This window comes from Mesorhizobium sp. WSM4819 (genome assembly GCF_055811215.1).
Genome location: NZ_JBVVQO010000021.1, coordinates 95,457 through 113,846, shown reverse-complemented (window position 1 = coordinate 113,846; position 18,390 = coordinate 95,457). Strand labels below are relative to the sequence as shown.

The following is an 18,390-nucleotide window of genomic DNA, read 5'->3' as shown; positions in this document are numbered from 1 at the left end:
CTCCAGCCAGCATCTTGAATCACAAAACAGACAAATCTGGAATCCCCTCGATTCCGTCAAATCTGGAAACGCTCTAGGTGCAATGCCGGAAAAACTCGGCTAAAAGCGGCGGGCAAAAGTTTCGGACGGATGGATCGATGACCGCAAGCAGGATTTTGGTGACGCTGACGCTGCTGGCGGCGCTGGCATCCGTAACGGCCTGCGGCAGGAAAGCCGGGCTCGATACGCCCTATGAGGCGGCCGTGCAGGCGCGCAAGGATGCCCAAAAGGCAGAGCAGCCCGTGCCGCCGGAGCCGGAAAAACCGGTCGAGGACAAGAAGTTCATTCTCGACCCGTTGATCTAGAGCCGATGAGATCGGCCGATCTCATCGTGCTCCAACTTCCGGAACCACTCTCGTGAACCATTTCGACTACCGCGACGGCGTGCTGCATGCCGAGGACGTGGCGATATCAGAGATCGCCGCAAGCGTCGGCACGCCGTTCTATTGCTATTCGACGGCGACGCTGACCAGGCATTTCCGCGTGTTTGCGCAGGCCTTTGCCGGGCTCGACGCGCTGGTCTGCTACGCCATGAAGGCGAATTCTAACCAGGCTGTGCTAAAAATCCTGGCCAAACTCGGCGCCGGCGCCGACGTGGTCTCGGAAGGCGAACTGCGCCGCGCGCTGGCCGCCGGCATTCCGGCCAACAAGATCCTGTTTTCCGGCGTTGGCAAGACCGCGCGCGAAATGGATCTTGCGCTCTCGGCCGGCATTTTGTGCTTCAACGTCGAATCCGAGCCGGAACTGGAATTGCTGTCGACCCGCGCCGCGGCGCTGGGCAAGGTGGCGCCGATCTCGCTGCGCATCAATCCGGATGTCGACGCCATGACCCACAAGAAGATCTCCACCGGCAGGGCCGAGAACAAGTTCGGCATTCCCTGGCAGAAGGCGCGAAAGGTCTATGCCCGCGCAGCTGAGCTGCCTGGCATCAAGGTCACCGGCATCGACACGCATATCGGCAGCCAGATCACCGAATTGCAGCCCTTCGACGACGCCTTTGCGCTGCTGGTGGAGTTGGTCGGCGTGCTGCGCGCCGACGGGCACGCCATCGAGCATATCGACCTCGGCGGCGGCCTCGGCATTCCCTACCGCGTCGACAATAGCCCGCCTCCCCTGCCGGACGCTTATGCTCAGATCGTCAAGAAGCACGTCGCCAAGCTCGGGCTGAAGGTGATGTTCGAGCCGGGCCGGCTTATATCAGGCAATGCCGGCATCCTGGTCTCCCAGGTGATCTTCGTGAAGGAGGGCGACGCCAAGAATTTCCTGGTCGTCGACGCCGCGATGAACGATCTGATCCGGCCGACGCTCTATGACGCCTTCCATGACATCAAGCCGGTGGTGCAGCAGCCGGCCGCGGCGCCGCGCATGACGGTCGACGTGGTCGGCCCGGTCTGCGAGACCGGCGATTATCTCGGCCTCGACCGCGACCTGCCGCGGCTGAAGGCCGGCGACCTGATCGCCGTCGCCACCGCCGGCGCCTATGGCGCGGTGCAGGCCGGCACCTACAACACCAGGCCGCTGGTGCCTGAAGTGCTGGTCGACGGCGACCGTTTCCATGTCGTGCGCCGGCGCCAGACCTATGACGAGCTGATCGGCCTGGATTCGCTTCCTGATTGGCTGGAATAGACCCATGATCCCGAAAAAGTCGGTTTCGGAAAAGATCATGGTCAAACAAGAATGGATCGTCTGCAGCGCTACAGCCGGTGCTGAATCAGCGTCCTGGTCTCGGCGATCCTGCCCTCGTCGCGGCGATAGAACGTCCACTGCTTGATACGTTTGCTGCGCAGAAGGCCCGCCTGGGTCAGCACCCGCATATGCTCGCTGAGCGTCGCCTGGGTAATCCCCAGCTTTTCGGCGATCAGCAGCGCGCAGACGCCGTCCTCGACCAGATCGCCATCCGTCTGCGGCGGAAAATGCGCGCGCGGATCCTTCAGCCAATCGAGGATCTGCAGCCTGCGCTCGTTGGCGATCGCCTTGAAGACATCAATCTCTTGCATTTAGCCATTTTGCTAAGTTACTAAGTGATGTCAATCCTTGGGAGCAGACCATGCTGAACGGCAATAGCATCACCCGCGAACGCATCGCCGCAATGGAGCCGCGCATCCGGCCATTCGTGCGCCACACGCCGGTGCTGCGCGTCGACATGGCCGATTTCGGCCGTCCGCCTCTTGGCATCGACCTGAAGCTCGAATGCCTGCAGCATTCCGGCTCGTTCAAGGCGCGCGGCGCCTTCACCAATCTTCTCGAGCGGCCGGTTCCCGAGGCTGGAGTCGTCGCGGCATCGGGCGGCAATCATGGTGCCGCGGTCGCCTACGCCGCCATGCGGCTTGGCCACAAGGCAACCATCTTCGTTCCCGAAGTCAGCCCGCCGGCCAAGCTGGAACGGATCCGCGGCTATGGCGCCGAGTTGGTCGTCGGTGGCGCACGCTATGCCGAAGCGCTGGCCGCCAGCGAAGACTTTGCCGAAAGGTCCGGCGCGCTGCAGATCCATGCGTTCAACCAGGAGGAAACGCTGATCGGGCAAGGCACGCTCGGCCTCGAGATCGAGACCGACCTGCCTGAACTCGACACGCTGCTGGTCGCCGTCGGCGGCGGCGGCCTGATCGGCGGCATCGCCGCCTGGTTTGCCGGCCGCATCAGGATCATCGCCGTCGAGCCGGAGGGCGCGCCGACGCTTCATCGCGCCTTCGAGGCCGGCCGGCCCGTCGATGCGCCGACTGAGGGCATCGCCGCGGATTCGCTGGCGCCGAAGCGCGTCGGCGAAATGATGTTTCCGATCGCCGAGGCCTTCGTCGAGCGTTCCATACTGGTCAGCGACGACGAGATCATCGCCGCGCAGACGGCGCTTTGGGACCGGGTGCGAATCATCTCCGAGCCGGGCGGCGCCGCGGCCTTCGCGGCGCTCCTGTCGGGCCGCTACGCGGCGGCTGCGGGCGAGCGTGTCGCCGTGCTGGTCTGCGGTGCAAACGCCGATCCGGCTAGATTCTGACGATAGCGGGGGGCAGTCCTGTTCACGTTTTAGGGAACTGCCTCGCCTTCGCCGTGTTTCTTGGTATGTTTGGAGCGACGTGCATCTAAGACTTTGAGTCCTTCGCATCCGATTTTCGGGCCGGTGCGATAGATTTGTGAGGTTCGGGTTATCCCGCCCGAACAGGAAGGGCCGATGACGCAACGACCCACCTTAACCAGCGATCGCAGCCTGGCCGGGCGCCTTGCCGTGAGCCGGCTGGCGACGCGGGTCTCGATGACTGTCGAGCGCGGCTGGCCGTTGCTGCTGCCGCTCGTCATCGTCGCCAGCCTGTTCCTCAGCGTCTCGTGGCTCGGCCTCTTCCTTTTGCTGTCCGACATGGCGCGCATCGGTGTTGTGGCTGTGTTCGCCATCGCAGCCCTTGTCGCGCTCTATCCCCTGCGTTTCTTCCGGGTGCCGTCCAGTGCCGAGATCGATCGACGCATCGAGGCGGCCAACTTATTGCTGCACAGCCCGGTGCTGGTGCAGACGGACCGGCCGAGCGGCAGGGAGAGCATTTTTTCGCAAGCGCTGTGGCGCGAGCACCAGAAACGCATGGCCGAAAAACTCGGCAACCTCGGTGGCGACCTGCCACGCACCCGGGTGCCGGAGCGCGACCCGTGGGGGCTGCGCGCCGTGGCGGCGCTTGTGTTGGTCACGGCTTTCGCCTTCTCGTTCGGACCGTCGGGCGGCCGCATCGCGGACGGGTTCAGTGCCCACGCGGCGCGCGACGCCGTGCCGCCGCGCATCGACGCCTGGGTGACACCGCCGGCCTACACCGGCAGGGCACCGGTCTTCCTCACTTCCCCAGCCCTCGCCAACCCGGCCCTTGCCAGCAATGCCAATCAGGCTGCGTCCACCTTCACCGTTCCGGAGGGCAGCGATGTGTCGCTGCGCGTCACCGGCGGCTCGGGCGAGGAAACGCTGAGCTATGCCGACGCCGACGGCAACGCCCGCACCATCCAGCCGGCCGGGCAGCAGGCCGACGCGGCCAAGCCGGCGGCGGCAACGCCCTCCACGGCAACGCCCTCCACGGTGCGCCAGTTCACCGGAAAGCTGACGGCCAACGGCACGCTGACGCTGAACTCGGGCGGCGACGAACTCGGCAGCTGGGCCTTCGCGGTGATCCCGGACAAGCCGCCACAAATCCGTTTCGTCGGCGAGCCTAAACGCGCCGTCAACGGCTCCTTCGAACTCAACTACCAGATCGACGACGACTATGGCGCGGCCTCCGCCAAGGCGGATTTCGTATTGGCCGACCCACCGGCGCCCAATGCGCATCCGCTCTATGGCCCGCCCGAAATGCCGCTGACACTGCCGCGCCGCGGCGTCAAGGGGAATGCCGCCAAGACCACGAAGGACCTGACCGAGCATGTCTGGGCCGGCAGCGACATCAAGCTCAGGCTTGTCGCCACCGACGATGCCGGCCATACGGCAACCAGCGACACCAGGACCCTGGTGATGCCGGAGCGGCCATTCTCCAATCCGCTGGCCAGGGCCGTGATCGAGCAGCGCCGCGCGCTGGCGCTCGACGCCAACGCCAAGAGCCGCGTGCTCGACCTGATGGATGCGATCACGCTCAGGCCCGAAGACACGTTCGACAATATGGCGCACTACCTCGCCATCATGAGCGCCCGCACCCGGCTGAAGATGGCCGACAACGACGACAAATTGCGCGACGGAGTCGCCTATCTCTGGGAGATCGCGCTCGGCATCGAGGAAGGCAATCTTTCGGACGCAGAGCGGCGGCTGCGCCAGGCGCAGCAGGCGTTGCAGGACGCGATCAAGAACGGCGCCAGCGACGAGGAAATCGACAAGGCGATGAAGGAACTGCGCGAGGCGATGAACCAGTTCCTGCAGGAATTCGCCCAGCGTGCGCAGCAGAATCCGAACGCGCCGCAGATGCAGCAGAACGGCCAGGAACTGCGCCAGAGTGATATCGAACGGATGATGGACCAGATCGAGAATCTGGCGAAGTCCGGCGATCGCGACAGCGCGCAGCAATTGCTTTCGCAACTGCAGGACATGATGAACAACCTGCAGGCCGGACGTCAGCAGCAGGGCGGCCAGCAGAACAGCGAAATGCGCCAGCAGATGGACAAGCTCGGCGAGATCATGCGGCGCCAGCAGGAGATGATGAACGAAACCTTCCGCATGGACCAGATGCAGCGCGGCCAAAAACAGCGTGGGCAGAACCGAGACGAGCAGCTCGGCGAGAACGGCGAGCAGGGCCAAATGGGCGAACAGGGCGAGCAGCCCGGCCCAGGCGAAGACCGCGATCCGCTCGGCCGGCCGAAGCCGATGACGCCGGAGGAATTCGCCGACGCGTTGAAGCAGTTGCAGGAAGGCCAGGGCAAACTGCAAAGTGAGCTCGACCAGTTGAGAAAGGGTCTGGAAGGCATGGGGCTCGAGCCCAATGAGGGATTTGGCGAGGCCGGCAAATCCATGGGCGATGCCGAACAGGCGCTTGGCGACAGCGATGGCGATCAGGCGGTCGGTCACCAGGGCCGCGCGCTGGAAGCGTTGCGCAAGGGCGCCAAGGACATGATGAAGCAATTGCAGGCCATGCAGGGCGACGAGGGCGAAGGCCAGCGCGGCGGCCGCCAGCAGAATGCCGACCGCGATCCGCTCGGCCGGCCACGCGCCACCGAGGGTCCAGATTTCGGCGATTCGGTGAAGGTGCCGGACGAGATCGACGTGCAGCGCGCCCGCCAGATCCTCGACGCGATCCGCAAGCGGCTCGGCAACGCGCTCAGCCCCGACATCGAGCGCAGCTATCTGGAGCGGCTGCTGGAGCTGAAGTAAAGCCGGCCTGCTCTAACGGTTGGTGAACGCCTCGCGGATCGCCTCTTCCATGCTGACGATGGCCTCGCCGGAAGCGTTCGGATTGCGCCGCAGCACCACGTTCGAGGAATCGATGTCGCCGAATCCGTCGGCGGCGGTAAGCTCGCGGCAATCAGCCGGGATGTTGCTGCGCGAGATCGGCGCAATCGCCAGCCCGGAGGTGACGGCAAGCCGCAGGCCGCCATTGGTATCGCTTGTATAGGCGACACGATAGGCGAGACCACGCTGTTCCAGCGACTTGATCGCAAAATCCTTGCACCAGCCGGCGCGGTTGTAGAGCGCGATCGGCACCGGCCGCTCCTCATGCATATGGTGCAGCTCCGACGTCACCCACACGGTCGGATCATGCATCAGCACCTCACCGCCGGAGAGGTCCTGCCATTCGAACACCACCGCCAGATCGAGCTCGCCGGCGGCGAGCGCCGCGATCTGCGCACCGGAATGCGCGTAGCGGACGGTGATGTCGACCTGAGGATGGCGCTTGGCAAAGGCGCCGAGAGCGCGCGACAGGATCGCGTGGCCATATTCCTCCGGAATGCCGATGCGCACCGGTCCGCCAAGCGGCATCGCGACCATCGATGCCGCCGTCTCGTCCAGCAGCGACACGATGCGGCGGGCGTTGACGATGAGTTCGCCGCCGCGGCGCGTCAGCGCCACACCCCGCGAGCCGCGCTCGAACAGGCTGTCGCCGACCATATCTTCGAGCTTCTTCATCTGCATCGAAACCGCCGACTGGGTACGGCCGGCCTGCACCGCAGCCTTGGTGAAATTGCCGGCGTCGGCGACCGCGACGAAGGTGCGCAGCAGATCGCTGTCGAGCGTGGGCTTCATTTGTCCGCCATAAGAAAATCTGATCGCTGGCATCATTCCAATTCGTTTGCAACATGTCAAACGGCGGATAATAGTCGCTTCACCCATTGGATATGCGGCTGCGAAATCGGCTGCGGACCAAAAAAGTCCTCACTCGTACCCGCTGCCCGAAATGGTGGCGGGTTCTTTTTGATGCGGGTCGCCCAAAAGCATGTCCTCGGGCCCCACCCTGGGCCTGACCCGAGGGTGCGAAGCGGTTTTGGGCGATATGCATAAAACAAAGTTACGCGGGCCCGGCTCTCGGGCCGCGCACGCAAGGAGCCGTCGAACGCCATGCAGAACCGGATCGTCCTCGGCATGGCAAGCCTTTGCCTCGGCGTTCTGGTGTTCTCGCTCCAGGATCCGCTGATCAAGGCCGTATCGGGCACCTATCCGGTGACCGAGGTGATGGCGATCCGCTCGATCGTCGCCCTGCCCATTCTTCTCGTGCTGGTTCATGCCGATGTCGGGCTCAGGGCGATCTTTTCGAAGCGGTTTCGCATGCTGACGATGCGCGCCTTGATCCTGTTCACCTCCTACACGCTCTACTACCTGGCGATCGCCGCCCTGCCACTCGCCGACGCGGTGGCGCTCTATTTCATGGCACCGCTGTTCATCATGGCGCTTGCCGGCCCCTATCTCGGCGAACGGGTAGCGGGGCAGACGCTGGTCACCGTCATGGTCGGCATGCTCGGCGTGCTGGTGATGCTGCGACCCGGCGCCGGGCTGTTCGACTGGGCGGCGCTGCTGTCGCTGGCCTCGGCGGTGCTGTACGGTTTTTCGCAGTTGATGGCCCGCAAGATCGGCGACACCGAATCATCCACGGTCATGGCGTTCTATCAAAACGGCGTCTATCTCCTGGGCGCTGCAGCGGTCGCCGGGCTGTTCTGGCTGGCAGGAATAGCTCATGCCACGCATCCGAGCCTCGAATTCCTGGTCAGGCCATGGATCTGGCCGACGTCAATCGACTTCCTGACGATGGCCGCCTGCGGCGTCGTGGCTTCGGCCGGGATGATCCTGTTGTCGCAGGCCTACCGGCTGGCGCCCGCCAACGGCGTCGCCACCTTCGAATACACCGGCATCATCTGGTCGCCGCTGTGGGGGTTCCTGTTCTTTGCCGAAGTGCCGCGATCGACCACCGTCATCGGCGCCGCCCTCATCATCGGCGCCGGTCTGTTCGCGCTCAACGCCAGCCGGCGCCGGAGCAGCGGGCCGGCAATCGCAGCGACCTGCGATCCGACCTGACCGCGCTGGAACTTAAGCGAAACAGGCGAGCGCCTGTTCGACGCGCGCGCGGATTTCGGCCAGCGTGAACGGCTTCTGCACGACGTCCACAATGACGCCGTTCAATTCCTCGGCGCGCTCGCGCTGGTCGGCATAGCCGGTCATCAGCAAGATCTTCATCGCCGGGAAAAGCGATGCAGCCGCCTTGGCCATTTGGATGCCGTCCATCTCCGGCATCCGGATATCCGAGACGACAAGGTCGTAGCCGCCACGTGCAGCGCGGATCAGGGCAAGCCCTTGCGCGCCGTCGGCGGCGATGTCGATCATATGCCCGGCGCGTTCGAGCGCGCGAGCGGCGAGGGTGCGGACGGATTCATCGTCCTCAACGATCAGGAGCTTTGCCATAGCCGAATGTTGGCGTGGAAAAGTTGACTTTTCCTGAACCGCAACCGCATCGAAGATGAATCTAGGCGTCGCCCTTTACGACGCCGACAAACGGCAGTTCGCGAAAGGCGTGGGCCACATCCATGCCGTAGCCGACGACGAAATAGTCGGGGCAGTCGAAGCCGACATAGTCGGCATTGAGCGTGGTCTGGCGGCGCATGCGCTTGTCGAGCAGCACGGCGATGGCGCAGCTTTTGGCGCCGCGCGACAGCATCAGGTCGCGGGTGAAGGACAGCGTCTTGCCGGATTCGAGGATGTCGTCGATCAACAGCACGTCTCGGCCGGCGACCTCATTGTCGATGTCGCGCAGCACCCTCACCTCGCCGCTGGTGGTGCCGGCACCGTAGCTGGAGATGAAGATGAACTCGACCTCGGGCGACAGGCCGACATCGTGCATGGCGCGGATGAGGTCGGCGGCGAAGATGAACGATCCCTTCAGCACCGAAATCACCAGAAGGTCGTGATAGTCGTGCCCGGCGATCTCCTTGGCGAGCTCCAGATTGCGGCGGGCGATCGCCGACGCCGAAAACAGGACCTCGATATCCTTGCCGCGCACGATTGGCATTGGCTGCCCTTCCAGAAATGATCGCCGCTAATTGGCGAAGGTGACCGAGACGGTCTTGACCCCGTTTCTAGGCATGTCGAGCCGGCTGGAAAAGCCAAATCTTTCGCCGGGCGCCAGCGAACGGTTAAATGTCGCCAGCCTATAACGGGTTGTGCGCCTGTCATTGCCGGTGACCCGAACTTCCAGCGGTGGCAATGGCGACGGGCTGGCGCCGTCATTCGCGGCCTCGCCACCGACGAACAGGACAGGTTGCGGCCCGGACGCATCGATACGCGACGTAACGCCTGAAATGGTCAGGGCAGCGCCCGCTTGTCGCGCCACCAGAAGAAGCGGCGTCTGGCGCACCAGCGCGTGCCCGCCCGAGATCCAGAAGGCTGCAAACGCGGCACTGAGGCCGGCGATCCAGAAGATCGGCCCGCCGCGCGACGCCCGCAGCCGTTCCATCGCCGCTACCGGCTTGCGCAGCATGTCCATGCCTTTGATCGATGGCGTGGTGATCACGCGCAAAAGCGGCGGTGAAACGCCCGTGCTGGCGGTTAAACGCGGCAGCACCTCGTAGTCGGCGTCGACGATGTCACCGGCCGGATCACGCATGATGCGTTCCGGCGCAGGATTTGCGGCCGTATCGGTCATGATTTCGCCGGAAACCGGGCGCGCGGTTCGATCGTCAGCCATCGCGGCCCCAGCACTTCGCACTTGTTCGCTCTTCGTTTCTTATGCGTAAACGGAAATGGTTAACGTTTCCCCCGGAAACCCCTTGTGACGCGCCCAAAAAACCCCAAAATTAACCACCGGTTAACCATGCCGGCCGATGGTCTTTTCTCAGAGAAGGCTGCCTCGTCGCCGCCGCAAGTTTCAGGTCGTCGAACGTGATCCGCTTCGAAAATGTCGGCCTCCGCTATGGCATGGGTCCGGAAATCCTCCGCGACATTTCCTTGCACATACCGGAGCGCTCCTTCCAGTTCCTGAGCGGCCCTTCGGGCGCCGGCAAGACGACGCTGCTGCGGCTTTTGTTCATGTCGCTCAAGCCGACGCGTGGGCTAATCACCATCTTCGGCAAAGACCGCTCGCGCATCTCGCGCGCCGAGCTGCCGCATCTGCGGCGGCGCATCGGCGTGGTGTTCCAGGACTTTCGCCTGCTCGACCACATGACGACCTATGAGAATGTGGCCTTGCCGCTGCGCGTGCGCGGGCGCGAGGAGGCCAGCTACCGCACCGATGTGACCGAGCTCTTGAAATGGGTCGGCCTTGGCGAGCGCATGCATGTGCTGCCGCCGGTGCTGTCGGGTGGCGAGAAGCAGCGCGCCGCAATCGCCAGGGCGCTGATCGAGCAGCCCGAAATCCTGCTTGCCGATGAGCCGACCGGCAATGTCGACCCGCCGCTGGCGCGACGCCTGTTGCGGCTGTTCATCGAACTCAACCGGCTGGGCACCGCCGTAGTGATCGCAACGCACGACCTCGGCCTGATGGAACAGGTCGACGCACGCCGCATGATCCTGTCCGGCGGAAGGCTGGATATCTATGACTGACCTGTCCGCTCGTCATGTCGAAGACCAACACACTGAGAGGGCCGGGACGCAGCGCGTTCAGCGCAAGATGGCGCCGATCGTGCCGGCGCAGAACATCGCCGGCCGGGCGCTGGTCCTGGTCATTGCCATCATGACTTTCCTCTCCTGCCTGACGTTCGGCGCGGTGACGCTGGTGCGTGACACCGCCTCTGTCTGGGAGAACCAGATCTCACGCGAGGCGACGATCCAGATCAAGCCGATGGACGGCCTCGACATCGAGGCAGCCCTTGCCCAGGCCTCGCAGATCGCCGGCGAATTTCCTGGCGTGAAGAGCGCCAGGATCGTCGACCGCGAAGCCACGGCGCGGCTTTTGGAACCCTGGCTGGGTTCGGGTCTCAACATCGACGAGCTGCCGGTGCCGCGTCTGATCATCGTCACCATAGACGAGACCAACCCTCCCGATTTCGCCGCAATGCGCGCCGCGATCACGCCGAAACTGCCCAGTGCCTCGCTTGACGACCATCGCACCTGGGTCGACCGGCTGGTCGCCATGGCCCGCACCACGGTGACCATCGGCATCGCCGTGTTGGCGCTGATGCTGGCGGCAACCGTGCTGACCGTGGTGTTCGCGACGCGCGGCGCCATGGCCGGCAACGGCCACATCATCGAGGTGCTGCATTTCGTCGGCGCCGAAGCGCGCTTTATCGCGCGCGAATTCCGCCACCACTTTCTCGTCACCGGCATGAAGGGCGCCGCCGCCGGGGGTGCGGCGGCGGTGTTCGTCTTCATCGTCTTCTCATGGTGGTCGTCGCGAAACATGGCGACGCCGCAGGCCGATCAGGCGACCGCCCTGTTCGGCAATTTCGCCATCGGTTCGGCGGGCTATCTCGGCGTTGTTCTCATGGTGCTGGTCATCGGTGCGCTGACGGCGGCAACCTCCCATGTAACCGTCGTCACCTATCTCAGCGACATCGATGTCCGCCAGCCGGACGCAGGGTGATCACGGATAGAGAATTAGCGTAACGAAATTTGTGCTTTCCGACCTACTAAACGCCGTATTTCGGAGTTAACGATAAGGACGATGGACGCGCGCGACTCGACCGGAATGGCTGGACAGTTGCCCTTGGTGATCACGCGTTCAAGCGAGCGCGTCAAGCCCGGTCGATTGGCGAGCACGCTACGCATCTCAGCTTTCTTTCTGCTCGTGCTGGCAACGTTGTTTGCCGGCGGCTTTGGCTGGTTCGCCAGCACCGTCAGCCGTCTCGCGACGCCCGCCAATCCGGCAAGGGCCGATGCCATCATCGTGCTGACCGGCGGCCATTCGCGTCTCGACGCGGCCATGGGCCTGCTGGCGTCCGGCAAGGGCGAGCGGCTGCTGATCAGTGGCGTGCATCCTTCCGCCAGCCGCCGCCAGCTTCAGGTCGCGACCCGCGGCGACAAGGAATTGTTTTCCTGCTGCGTCGACATCGACCGTGCCGCGCTCGACACGATCGGCAATGCCGAGGAAAGTGCCAAGTGGGTGGAAGACCACGCCTATGGCACCGTGATCCTCGTCACCAACAACTATCACATGCCGCGCAGCCTGCTGGAAATGGGCCGGCTGCTGCACAAGGCCAGGCTCGAGCCCTATCCGGTGGTCAACAGCAATCTTGGCAATGGCGGCTGGCTGACCAAGCCGAGAGCCTTGCGCGTGCTGTTCACCGAATACAACAAATATCTGCTGGCGCTGGCGCGCGGCATCGTGCCGGTCAAGCCAACGCCAACCGGCATCGCGCTGGCCGAGGCTGTTGCGCCGAACTGAGCCGATCTGGAACCGGCAGCGCTATCATTCCTTGAGCGTGGCGCTTGAGATGCTGCGCAGCCGCGCGATCTCGTGTTCGAGACGTTCGATACGCTTGTCCCGCTCGGCCAGCGCCGCCGCCACATCGGCCGCTTCGAAACGCTGTGGGATGTGCTGCGGGCAATTGGAATCCCAGGCCGAAACCGTGAACAGGATGATCTGCTCCGGGCGCGCCTTGTAGCCTTCCGGCATCAGCTTCGCCATCAGTTCGGCGTCCTGCTCAACGACCCGCGCGCTGCCCCAGATCTTGATGCGCTGCCGATGCGCATAGTCGATCAGAAACAGGAAGGCGCGCGGGTTGTCGTCCAGATTGCCCTGGGTGATGAATTGCCTGTTGCCGGAGAAATCGGCGAAGCCGATCGTCCGCTCGTCGAGCACCTTGAGGAAGCCGGCCGGCCCGCCGCGATGCTGGATGTAGGGCTGGCCCTCACCATTGGCCGTCGACAGGAAGACGCTGGTCTGCGCCTCGATGAAGGCGGCGAGATCGGGCGTGATATCAGCTTGCCAGCTGCCGCGCTGTTCGACGCGGGCATAGGCCTCGCGTGAGCCTTTGCGGGCCTGGATCGCCTTGACGGTTGGCGTAAAGGCGACATCGCTGGTGAAGACGTGAGCATTCATGGAAGGCCTCCTTTGAAGCAGAGCTGCGAGCCAGAGCCAGCGAAGAGATAACGCCTTCCATGTTCCGGATGCAGATGGCATTAATGCAAGAAAGCCTTCCAATTTCCGGGAGAAATATGGATCGCCTCGAGGCCATGTCACTTTTCGTCGCCGCGGTGGAGGCCGGCAGCCTTTCGGCCGCCGGGCGCCGTTTCGGCATCCCGCTTGCAACGGTCAGCCGCAAGGTCTCCGACCTGGAGCGGCATCTGAAGACGCGTCTTCTGAACCGCTCGACGCGGCAGCTGACGCTGACCGACGCAGGTCATGCCTACCTCGCTGCCTGCCATCGCATTCTCGACGAGGTCGGCGAGGCCGAGCGGAGCGCCGCCGGCGAATACAGCGTGCCGACGGGCGAACTGATCATCACCGCACCGATCGTCTTTGGCCGCCTGCATGTGCTGCCGGTCGTCACCGGCTTTCTCGCTGCCTACCCCGACGTGGCTATTCGGCTGATGCTTGCGGACCGGATAACCCAATTGACCGAGGAGCACATCGATCTCGCCGTCCGCATCGGCGAGCTTCCCGACTCCAGCCTGGTGGCCACCCGCATCGGCTCGATTCGGCGCGTTGTTTGCGCGAGCCCTGCCTATCTGGCCGAGCACGGCACGCCGGAGACGCCGAAAGACCTCGCGGCACACGACTGCGTCACCTTCGAGGGACTCACCGCTCCCGCCGCATGGACTTTTGCTACGGGCAAGACCGACCTCACCGTTCCGATCCGCTCCCGGCTTAGGGTCAACACCGCGGAAGCGGCGATCGATGCCGCGATTGCCGGCATCGGATTGACGAGGGTGCTTTCCTACCAGATCACAGCTGCAGTGCGGTCGGACACCCTCCGCACCGTGCTGGAGGCATTCGAGCCGCAGCCATGGCCGGTCAGCCTCGTGCATGCCGGCCAGGGTCTGCTGCCGGTGAAACTGCGTGCGTTCCTCGATTTCGCCGCCCCACGCCTGAAGAAACGGCTGGTGCAAGCGACGTGGCAGGCCTGACGAACAGGCCATCGCACCGTTTCCTTTTTGCCCGCGCTTGGTGTAACCAACGCACACCTCCTCACCGGGCTCTTCCTGCATGCTTTATGTCCGCTCGCTGGCGTTCAACTTCGTCTTCTACGTCAATCTGATCGTCCAGATGATCCTCTGGACCCCCTACTATTTCCTGTCGCCGCGCCACCGCGCCTGGTTCGTGCCGAAATTCTGGTCACACACCAGCATGTGGCTCTATGACAAGATCGCCGGCACCAAAAGCGAGATCACCGGCCAGGAAAACCTGCCCGAGGGTTCCTTCATCCTGGCGCCGAAGCATCAGTCCTTCTGGGACGCGATCGCCTTTTTCCCGTTCCTGCAGGATCCGATCTACATCCTCAAGCGGGAACTGACCTGGATCCCGTTCTTCGGCTGGTACATCCTGAAAATGCGGATGATCCCGGTCGACCGCGGCAGCCGCTCGAAGGCGCTGAAAGCGGTGGTCGCCGCGACCAGGCAGGAGCTGGCGCGCAATCCCCGCCAGCTGATCATCTATCCCGAGGGCACGCGCCGGGCGCCGGGCGACGAGCCGGCCTATAAATACGGCATCGTCGAGCTCTATACCCAGCTTGGCATTCCGGTGGTGCCGGTCGCCCATGTCGCCGGCCTCTATTGGCCGCGGCGGAAATTCCTGCGCTATCCCGGCATGATCAAGGCCCGCTTCCTGCCGCCGATCCCGGCGGGTTTGGGCAAGGAAGAATTCATGGAACGGCTGATCGGCGAGACGGAAGCCGCCTGCGACCAGCTGCTCATCGAGGCGTCCCAGGCGCCAAACCCGCCGCCAATGCCGCCGACGGCGGTAAAGCGGCTGGGGGAACTTGGCTCCGATACCCCGACCTGAACCATCTAAGCTTGCGGCACTGTCCCCTAGGGAATCACAGCCAGCGCCGTGGTCAAAACCAGTGTTGCCGCGAACGTCAGATTGATGATCCGCGAGGCCAGCGGCTTGCGCAGGAAGCGCGCAAACGCTGCCCCGGCGAGAAGCCACAGGACATGGATGGCGACGATGATCGAAGCGAGGACCGCCAGCCTGAGCCCTGCATCGAGCTCACCGGCGGACGGCGTGCCAGCAAATACGGCGGCAATCGCCACATAGGCTTTCGGGTTGGCGACGGCCAGAAGAAACCCGCCGAGGAATGTGGGACGCGCCGCCCCGCCGCTACGCGCGGCCAGAGGCGGGGCCGTTGCTATCTTGAAGGCGAGGTAGAGGATGTAGGCTGCGGATGCCACCGCCAGGAGCGGTGTGAGCGTCGGCACAGAGGCGAGCATTGCCGTAATGCCCGTCGCCACGAGCAAAAGCACGGCGACCGTACCAAGAATGATGCCCGAGGCGTAGCGGAGCGAATCGCGCAGGCCGAAGGCGGCGCCGACGGCGGTGACGCTTATCGTCGCCGGCCCCGGACTGCCCATCACGACCGCCGATGCCAGCACAAGCGCGAGCAATTGCTGCCATAGTTCCGGATGGGAAAAGACCTGTTCGGCCATCTGTATACCAGTATCCAGGCGCGATGCCGGCAATGGTATGGCAGGGCACAGCAGGGTGTCTTGAACGATCGTGCAGGGAGCGTTCCGACTCAGGCCGCGCCCGGTTCTTGGCTGCTGTTGATCAAGCCACCGCTTCGCGCTGGCGCCTAAGCACTCGTGCTGTCGAGCTCGACGATATCGTCCGGACCGAACTCCAATGATGCGGCGCGGACGAGGCTGTCGACCTGTTCCAATGTCGTGGCGCTGGCGATCGGCGCGGTGACGCCGGGCCGCGCAATCACCCAGGCGAGCGCCACTTCCGCCGGCTTGGCCGCGTGACGTGCCGACACGGCGTCGAGTGCCGCCAGGATGCGCATGCCGCGCGTGTTGAGATAGTTCTCCACGTCGTCGCCACGCGCGCTTTTGCCGAGATCGGCCTGGCTGCGGTACTTGCCGCTCAAAAACCCCTTGGCGAGGCTGAAATAGGTGATGACGCCGATATCCTCGGCCATGCACAGATCGCGCAGCGGCCCATCGAAGGAGGCGCGATCGTAGAGATTGTATTCCGGCTGCAGCACCGAATAGCGCGGCAGGCCCCGCAAGCTTGCCACGTCCAGCGCGGCGCGCAACTGGCCGGCATCGAGATTGGAGGCGCCGACGTGGCGGATCTTGCCCTTGTCGAGCAGCTTCTGGTAGGCGCCGAGCGTTTCCTCGTAGGGGGTGGTCGGGTCCGGCCAGTGCGACAGATAGAGATCGACGACATCGGTCTGCAGCCGCTTCAGCGACGCATCGATGGCCTTTTCGATATAGGCCGCGGAGAGGTCTTTCCTGCCCTGCCCCATGTCAGACCCGACCTTGGTGATCACCACAACCTTGTCGCGATTGCCGCGGCTTTTCATCCATTTGCCGATGATCGTTTCGGATTCGCCGCCCTTGTTGCCGGGAACCCAGCGCGAATAGGCATCGGCGGTGTCGATGGCGTTGAGGCCGGCGCCGACGAACCGGTCGAGCAGGTCGAAAGAGGTTTTCTCGTCGGCGGTCCAGCCGAAGACGTTGCCACCCAGAACCAGCGGCGCGATGGACAGGTCGGTTTGACCGAGACGACGTTTCTGCAAGACTGATCTCCGTGGGGAATGGAAAGAAGCGGGCGAAAAGCCCCGTGACCGGCTTAACCTATGGCGGGCCGCACCAACGTCAAAGGGCCGGCCGACTTTTCCAGCGACCAGCGCTTCACAAAGGCGCGATCCGTTTCGCCACCTCTTCCAGCCAATGGTCGCGGATCCCCAGCGCCTCGAGGTGCTCCAGCGTGCTGGACACGTAGTCCTCATTCTTTCCCGACTGGCCGACGGCGCCGCGAACGACGCTCGCCGCATCGGCCGCATCGAGCGCACCGGCATATTGCTCGTGGCTACGGTCGACGACATAGGCGACAGCCTCGACCGTCTCGCCTCCGTCTGTGTCGCCCCCACCCTTGCCGGCCTCACGCGTGTCCCCCTTGTCGAGGCGAATGCTAAGCATGCGCTCGAGATAGACATTGGTGACCAGCTCGCGTTCGCGCAGATAGGTGATGACCTCGTTGCGCAGATCGCCGGGGACGCGGAAAGCCAGCCCTATGCAGGAGCCGCCACGGTCGAGGCCGAGCACCAGGCCGGGCCGTTCGCGCGTGCCGCGATGCACGAAGGAGTAGACGCACAGCGAGCGGCGGTAGCCATGGAGGCGGGCCCGCCGCGTCTCGACATGCGCAAATCCCGGCCGCCAGATCAGCGAGCCGTAGCCAAAAACCCAAAAATCGCCCATATCGCCAAGCCTGGTTGCAGCACCGCACTGGAATCGGTGTTTTTTCAATCCGTCTCCGTCTACCCGATCTTGCCGGAAACGACAGTCTCCTCTGCAACACGCGCCAACGAGAGCCGCAGCATGACGTCAAATGACGAACGCCCGCCGAATTTTCTCCGCCGGCTGTTCTGGCTCGGCGTTTTCATCGTCGTGCTGTTTGGCCTCTACAGCGCCGGCTGGTTCTACCTGGCAGACAAGGTCAAGAGCGAAGCCGGCAAAGCGGTGGCCGAGTTCAACGGCAATGGCATCGAGGCGGACTGCGTCAATCTCACGGTCAGCGGCTACCCCTTAAGCTTCGCCGTTACCTGCGACAGCCTGGCTTATCAGGACGACAGCAGGAACGTCGCCGCCTCGCTCGGCAGCCTCAAAGCAGTCACGCACGTCACCCAGATCCTGTCCCCTGGCGCCGACCTGCAGGGGCCGCTCAGGACCTCCGTGCCGGGGATGGCACCGCTGTGGATCGACTGGGATAATCTGCGAGCGAACGTCAAACTGTCCTGGCCCCTGCCCCGGGGCGTTTCACTGGAGGCAGAGGCTCTGTCAGCCCAGACCGATCCCGCCGATGGCACAGACCCGGTCGAGCTGTTCAGCGCTGGGACAGCGGTCGGAGAATTGCGTCCGAACGGCCAGGACATCGACTATGCCGGGAGTTTTACCGATCTCGAAATCGATCCGGGCGCGATCGATGGCCGCGTGCTGCCGCCGCTCGACGGCAGCGGCGACGTGACGCTGAAGAACGGCGTGGCGCTGATCAAGACACAAACAGAGAGCCTGCGCGGCCAGGCGGTGGATATCGGCAAGCTCGATCTGTCGTCGGGAAGCGCGCGCGTCACCGTTTCCGGGCCGGTCTCGGTCGATGCCGACGGGCTGATCGACGCCGATTTGATGATCCGGCTCAGCGATCCGAAGGCGGTGGCGGAAATCCTCGGCAAAGCCATTCCCGAGCAGAAGAGCCAGATCAAAACCGGCTTTGCCGGGCTGGCGCTGCTTGGCAACGAACCGTCGATGCCGCTCAAGATCGTCAAGGGCAAGGCCTCGCTCGGTTTTATCCCTCTGGGCAGCATCGAGCCGGTCGATTAGGCGATGATTGC

General features: G+C 64.0%; 20 protein-coding genes. 11 read left to right on the top strand and 9 right to left on the bottom strand.

The annotated features are described in order from the left end of the window. Positions 1-137 precede the first annotated feature (137 nt). Together AC0L18_RS19945 and lysA are read left to right on the top strand one after the other, a co-directional pair. Positions 138-344: a hypothetical protein gene (locus AC0L18_RS19945; protein ID WP_473493850.1), complete on the top strand. Its 207-nt coding sequence runs from the start codon at positions 138-140 to the stop codon at positions 342-344. 52 nt (positions 345-396) lie between these two features. Beyond that, positions 397-1,665 (top strand): diaminopimelate decarboxylase, encoded by a 1,269-nt coding sequence (lysA, locus tag AC0L18_RS19940; RefSeq protein ID WP_473493849.1) that lies wholly within the window; start codon positions 397-399, stop codon positions 1,663-1,665. A 68-nt stretch (positions 1,666-1,733) separates the two neighbouring features. Here the strand turns inward: lysA and AC0L18_RS19935 are convergent, their stop codons facing one another. Then, positions 1,734-2,036, bottom strand: coding sequence for an ArsR/SmtB family transcription factor (locus AC0L18_RS19935; RefSeq protein ID WP_473493848.1), 303 nt, complete (start codon positions 2,034-2,036; stop codon positions 1,734-1,736). Between the two features lie 50 nt (positions 2,037-2,086). Here AC0L18_RS19935 and AC0L18_RS19930 point away from each other — a divergent pair, with 50 nt between their 5' ends. Both AC0L18_RS19930 and AC0L18_RS19925 read left to right on the top strand, forming a co-directional pair. Continuing rightward, on the top strand, positions 2,087-3,028 hold the full coding sequence (locus tag AC0L18_RS19930) for a threonine/serine dehydratase (RefSeq protein WP_473493847.1): 942 nt from the start codon (positions 2,087-2,089) through the stop codon (positions 3,026-3,028). 174 nt (positions 3,029-3,202) lie between these two features. Then, positions 3,203-5,851, top strand: a complete 2,649-nt coding sequence (locus AC0L18_RS19925; protein ID WP_473493846.1) for a TIGR02302 family protein — start codon at positions 3,203-3,205, stop codon at positions 5,849-5,851. 12 nt (positions 5,852-5,863) lie between these two features. Here AC0L18_RS19925 and AC0L18_RS19920 read toward each other — a convergent pair whose 3' ends face one another. After that, positions 5,864-6,721, bottom strand: a complete 858-nt coding sequence (locus AC0L18_RS19920; RefSeq protein ID WP_473493845.1) for a LysR substrate-binding domain-containing protein — start codon at positions 6,719-6,721, stop codon at positions 5,864-5,866. A 312-nt stretch (positions 6,722-7,033) separates the two neighbouring features. On the opposite strand from AC0L18_RS19920, the gene AC0L18_RS19915 reads away from it, so the two are divergent. Next, positions 7,034-7,984: a DMT family transporter gene (locus AC0L18_RS19915; protein ID WP_473493844.1), complete on the top strand. Its 951-nt coding sequence runs from the start codon at positions 7,034-7,036 to the stop codon at positions 7,982-7,984. Between the two features lie 12 nt (positions 7,985-7,996). On the opposite strand, the gene AC0L18_RS19910 is transcribed toward AC0L18_RS19915, so the two are convergent. The 3 genes from AC0L18_RS19910 to AC0L18_RS19900 all read right to left on the bottom strand — a co-directional run bounded on the left by AC0L18_RS19910 (position 7,997) and on the right by AC0L18_RS19900 (position 9,647). After that, on the bottom strand, positions 7,997-8,368 hold the full coding sequence (locus AC0L18_RS19910; RefSeq protein ID WP_027153386.1) for a response regulator: 372 nt from the start codon (positions 8,366-8,368) through the stop codon (positions 7,997-7,999). A 61-nt stretch (positions 8,369-8,429) separates the two neighbouring features. Further along, positions 8,430-8,972, bottom strand: coding sequence for a hypoxanthine phosphoribosyltransferase (gene hpt / locus AC0L18_RS19905; RefSeq protein WP_023797214.1), 543 nt, complete (start codon positions 8,970-8,972; stop codon positions 8,430-8,432). A 27-nt stretch (positions 8,973-8,999) separates the two neighbouring features. Then, the gene (locus tag AC0L18_RS19900; protein WP_473493843.1) at positions 9,000-9,647 is read right to left on the bottom strand and encodes a hypothetical protein; all 648 of its coding nucleotides are present in this window, start codon (positions 9,645-9,647) and stop codon (positions 9,000-9,002) included. 194 nt (positions 9,648-9,841) lie between these two features. Here AC0L18_RS19900 and ftsE point away from each other — a divergent pair, with 194 nt between their 5' ends. From ftsE to AC0L18_RS19885, 3 genes are all read left to right on the top strand, one after another. Further along, positions 9,842-10,501 (top strand): cell division ATP-binding protein FtsE, encoded by a 660-nt coding sequence (gene ftsE / locus AC0L18_RS19895; RefSeq protein WP_023797212.1) that lies wholly within the window; start codon positions 9,842-9,844, stop codon positions 10,499-10,501. Then, a complete protein-coding gene (locus AC0L18_RS19890; RefSeq protein WP_473493842.1) occupies positions 10,494-11,480 on the top strand; it encodes a cell division protein FtsX in 987 nt (328 codons plus the stop codon). The genes ftsE and AC0L18_RS19890 overlap by 8 nt, the downstream gene beginning before the upstream one ends. Before the next feature lie 81 nt (positions 11,481-11,561). Next, entirely contained in the window at positions 11,562-12,281 is a 720-nt protein-coding gene (locus tag AC0L18_RS19885) for a YdcF family protein (RefSeq protein ID WP_473493841.1), read from the top strand. 24 nt (positions 12,282-12,305) lie between these two features. On the opposite strand, the gene AC0L18_RS19880 is transcribed toward AC0L18_RS19885, so the two are convergent. After that, complete coding sequence (locus tag AC0L18_RS19880; protein ID WP_473493840.1) at positions 12,306-12,938, bottom strand: pyridoxamine 5'-phosphate oxidase family protein; 633 nt, start codon at positions 12,936-12,938, stop codon at positions 12,306-12,308. A 116-nt stretch (positions 12,939-13,054) separates the two neighbouring features. Here AC0L18_RS19880 and AC0L18_RS19875 point away from each other — a divergent pair, with 116 nt between their 5' ends. Further along, on the top strand, positions 13,055-13,966 hold the full coding sequence (locus AC0L18_RS19875; RefSeq protein ID WP_473493839.1) for a LysR family transcriptional regulator: 912 nt from the start codon (positions 13,055-13,057) through the stop codon (positions 13,964-13,966). A 79-nt stretch (positions 13,967-14,045) separates the two neighbouring features. Continuing rightward, positions 14,046-14,840, top strand: coding sequence for a lysophospholipid acyltransferase family protein (locus tag AC0L18_RS19870; RefSeq protein WP_473493838.1), 795 nt, complete (start codon positions 14,046-14,048; stop codon positions 14,838-14,840). 26 nt (positions 14,841-14,866) lie between these two features. On the opposite strand, the gene AC0L18_RS19865 is transcribed toward AC0L18_RS19870, so the two are convergent. From AC0L18_RS19865 to AC0L18_RS19855, 3 genes are all read right to left on the bottom strand, one after another. Beyond that, on the bottom strand, positions 14,867-15,484 hold the full coding sequence (locus AC0L18_RS19865) for a LysE family translocator (RefSeq protein ID WP_473493837.1): 618 nt from the start codon (positions 15,482-15,484) through the stop codon (positions 14,867-14,869). A 146-nt stretch (positions 15,485-15,630) separates the two neighbouring features. Further along, complete coding sequence (locus AC0L18_RS19860; RefSeq protein WP_473493836.1) at positions 15,631-16,578, bottom strand: aldo/keto reductase; 948 nt, start codon at positions 16,576-16,578, stop codon at positions 15,631-15,633. A gap of 115 nt (positions 16,579-16,693) precedes the next feature. Next, positions 16,694-17,260, bottom strand: a complete 567-nt coding sequence (locus tag AC0L18_RS19855; RefSeq protein WP_473493852.1) for a gamma-glutamylcyclotransferase — start codon at positions 17,258-17,260, stop codon at positions 16,694-16,696. Between the two features lie 120 nt (positions 17,261-17,380). Between AC0L18_RS19855 and AC0L18_RS19850 the strand changes: the two genes are divergently transcribed. Further along, on the top strand, positions 17,381-18,379 hold the full coding sequence (locus AC0L18_RS19850) for a DUF2125 domain-containing protein (protein ID WP_473493835.1): 999 nt from the start codon (positions 17,381-17,383) through the stop codon (positions 18,377-18,379). The last annotated feature ends 11 nt before the right edge of the window (positions 18,380-18,390 follow it).

Excerpts from the sequence above, each read along its gene's own strand:
- AC0L18_RS19945 (WP_473493850.1), top strand. The coding sequence starts at position 138 with ATGACCGCAAGCAGGATTTTGGTGACGCTGACGCTGCTGGCGGCGCTG.
- AC0L18_RS19935 (WP_473493848.1), bottom strand. The coding sequence starts at position 2,036 with ATGCAAGAGATTGATGTCTTCAAGGCGATCGCCAACGAGCGCAGGCTG.
- AC0L18_RS19930 (WP_473493847.1), top strand. The coding sequence starts at position 2,087 with ATGCTGAACGGCAATAGCATCACCCGCGAACGCATCGCCGCAATGGAG.
- AC0L18_RS19925 (WP_473493846.1), top strand. The coding sequence starts at position 3,203 with ATGACGCAACGACCCACCTTAACCAGCGATCGCAGCCTGGCCGGGCGC.
- AC0L18_RS19920 (WP_473493845.1), bottom strand. The coding sequence starts at position 6,721 with ATGAAGCCCACGCTCGACAGCGATCTGCTGCGCACCTTCGTCGCGGTC.
- AC0L18_RS19915 (WP_473493844.1), top strand. The coding sequence starts at position 7,034 with ATGCAGAACCGGATCGTCCTCGGCATGGCAAGCCTTTGCCTCGGCGTT.
- AC0L18_RS19910 (WP_027153386.1), bottom strand. The coding sequence starts at position 8,368 with ATGGCAAAGCTCCTGATCGTTGAGGACGATGAATCCGTCCGCACCCTC.
- hpt (WP_023797214.1), bottom strand. The coding sequence starts at position 8,972 with ATGCCAATCGTGCGCGGCAAGGATATCGAGGTCCTGTTTTCGGCGTCG.
- AC0L18_RS19900 (WP_473493843.1), bottom strand. The coding sequence starts at position 9,647 with ATGGCTGACGATCGAACCGCGCGCCCGGTTTCCGGCGAAATCATGACC.
- AC0L18_RS19890 (WP_473493842.1), top strand. The coding sequence starts at position 10,494 with ATGACTGACCTGTCCGCTCGTCATGTCGAAGACCAACACACTGAGAGG.
- AC0L18_RS19885 (WP_473493841.1), top strand. The coding sequence starts at position 11,562 with ATGGACGCGCGCGACTCGACCGGAATGGCTGGACAGTTGCCCTTGGTG.
- AC0L18_RS19880 (WP_473493840.1), bottom strand. The coding sequence starts at position 12,938 with ATGAATGCTCACGTCTTCACCAGCGATGTCGCCTTTACGCCAACCGTC.
- AC0L18_RS19875 (WP_473493839.1), top strand. The coding sequence starts at position 13,055 with ATGGATCGCCTCGAGGCCATGTCACTTTTCGTCGCCGCGGTGGAGGCC.
- AC0L18_RS19870 (WP_473493838.1), top strand. The coding sequence starts at position 14,046 with ATGCTTTATGTCCGCTCGCTGGCGTTCAACTTCGTCTTCTACGTCAAT.
- AC0L18_RS19865 (WP_473493837.1), bottom strand. The coding sequence starts at position 15,484 with ATGGCCGAACAGGTCTTTTCCCATCCGGAACTATGGCAGCAATTGCTC.
- AC0L18_RS19855 (WP_473493852.1), bottom strand. The coding sequence starts at position 17,260 with ATGGGCGATTTTTGGGTTTTTGGCTACGGCTCGCTGATCTGGCGGCCG.
- AC0L18_RS19850 (WP_473493835.1), top strand. The coding sequence starts at position 17,381 with ATGACGTCAAATGACGAACGCCCGCCGAATTTTCTCCGCCGGCTGTTC.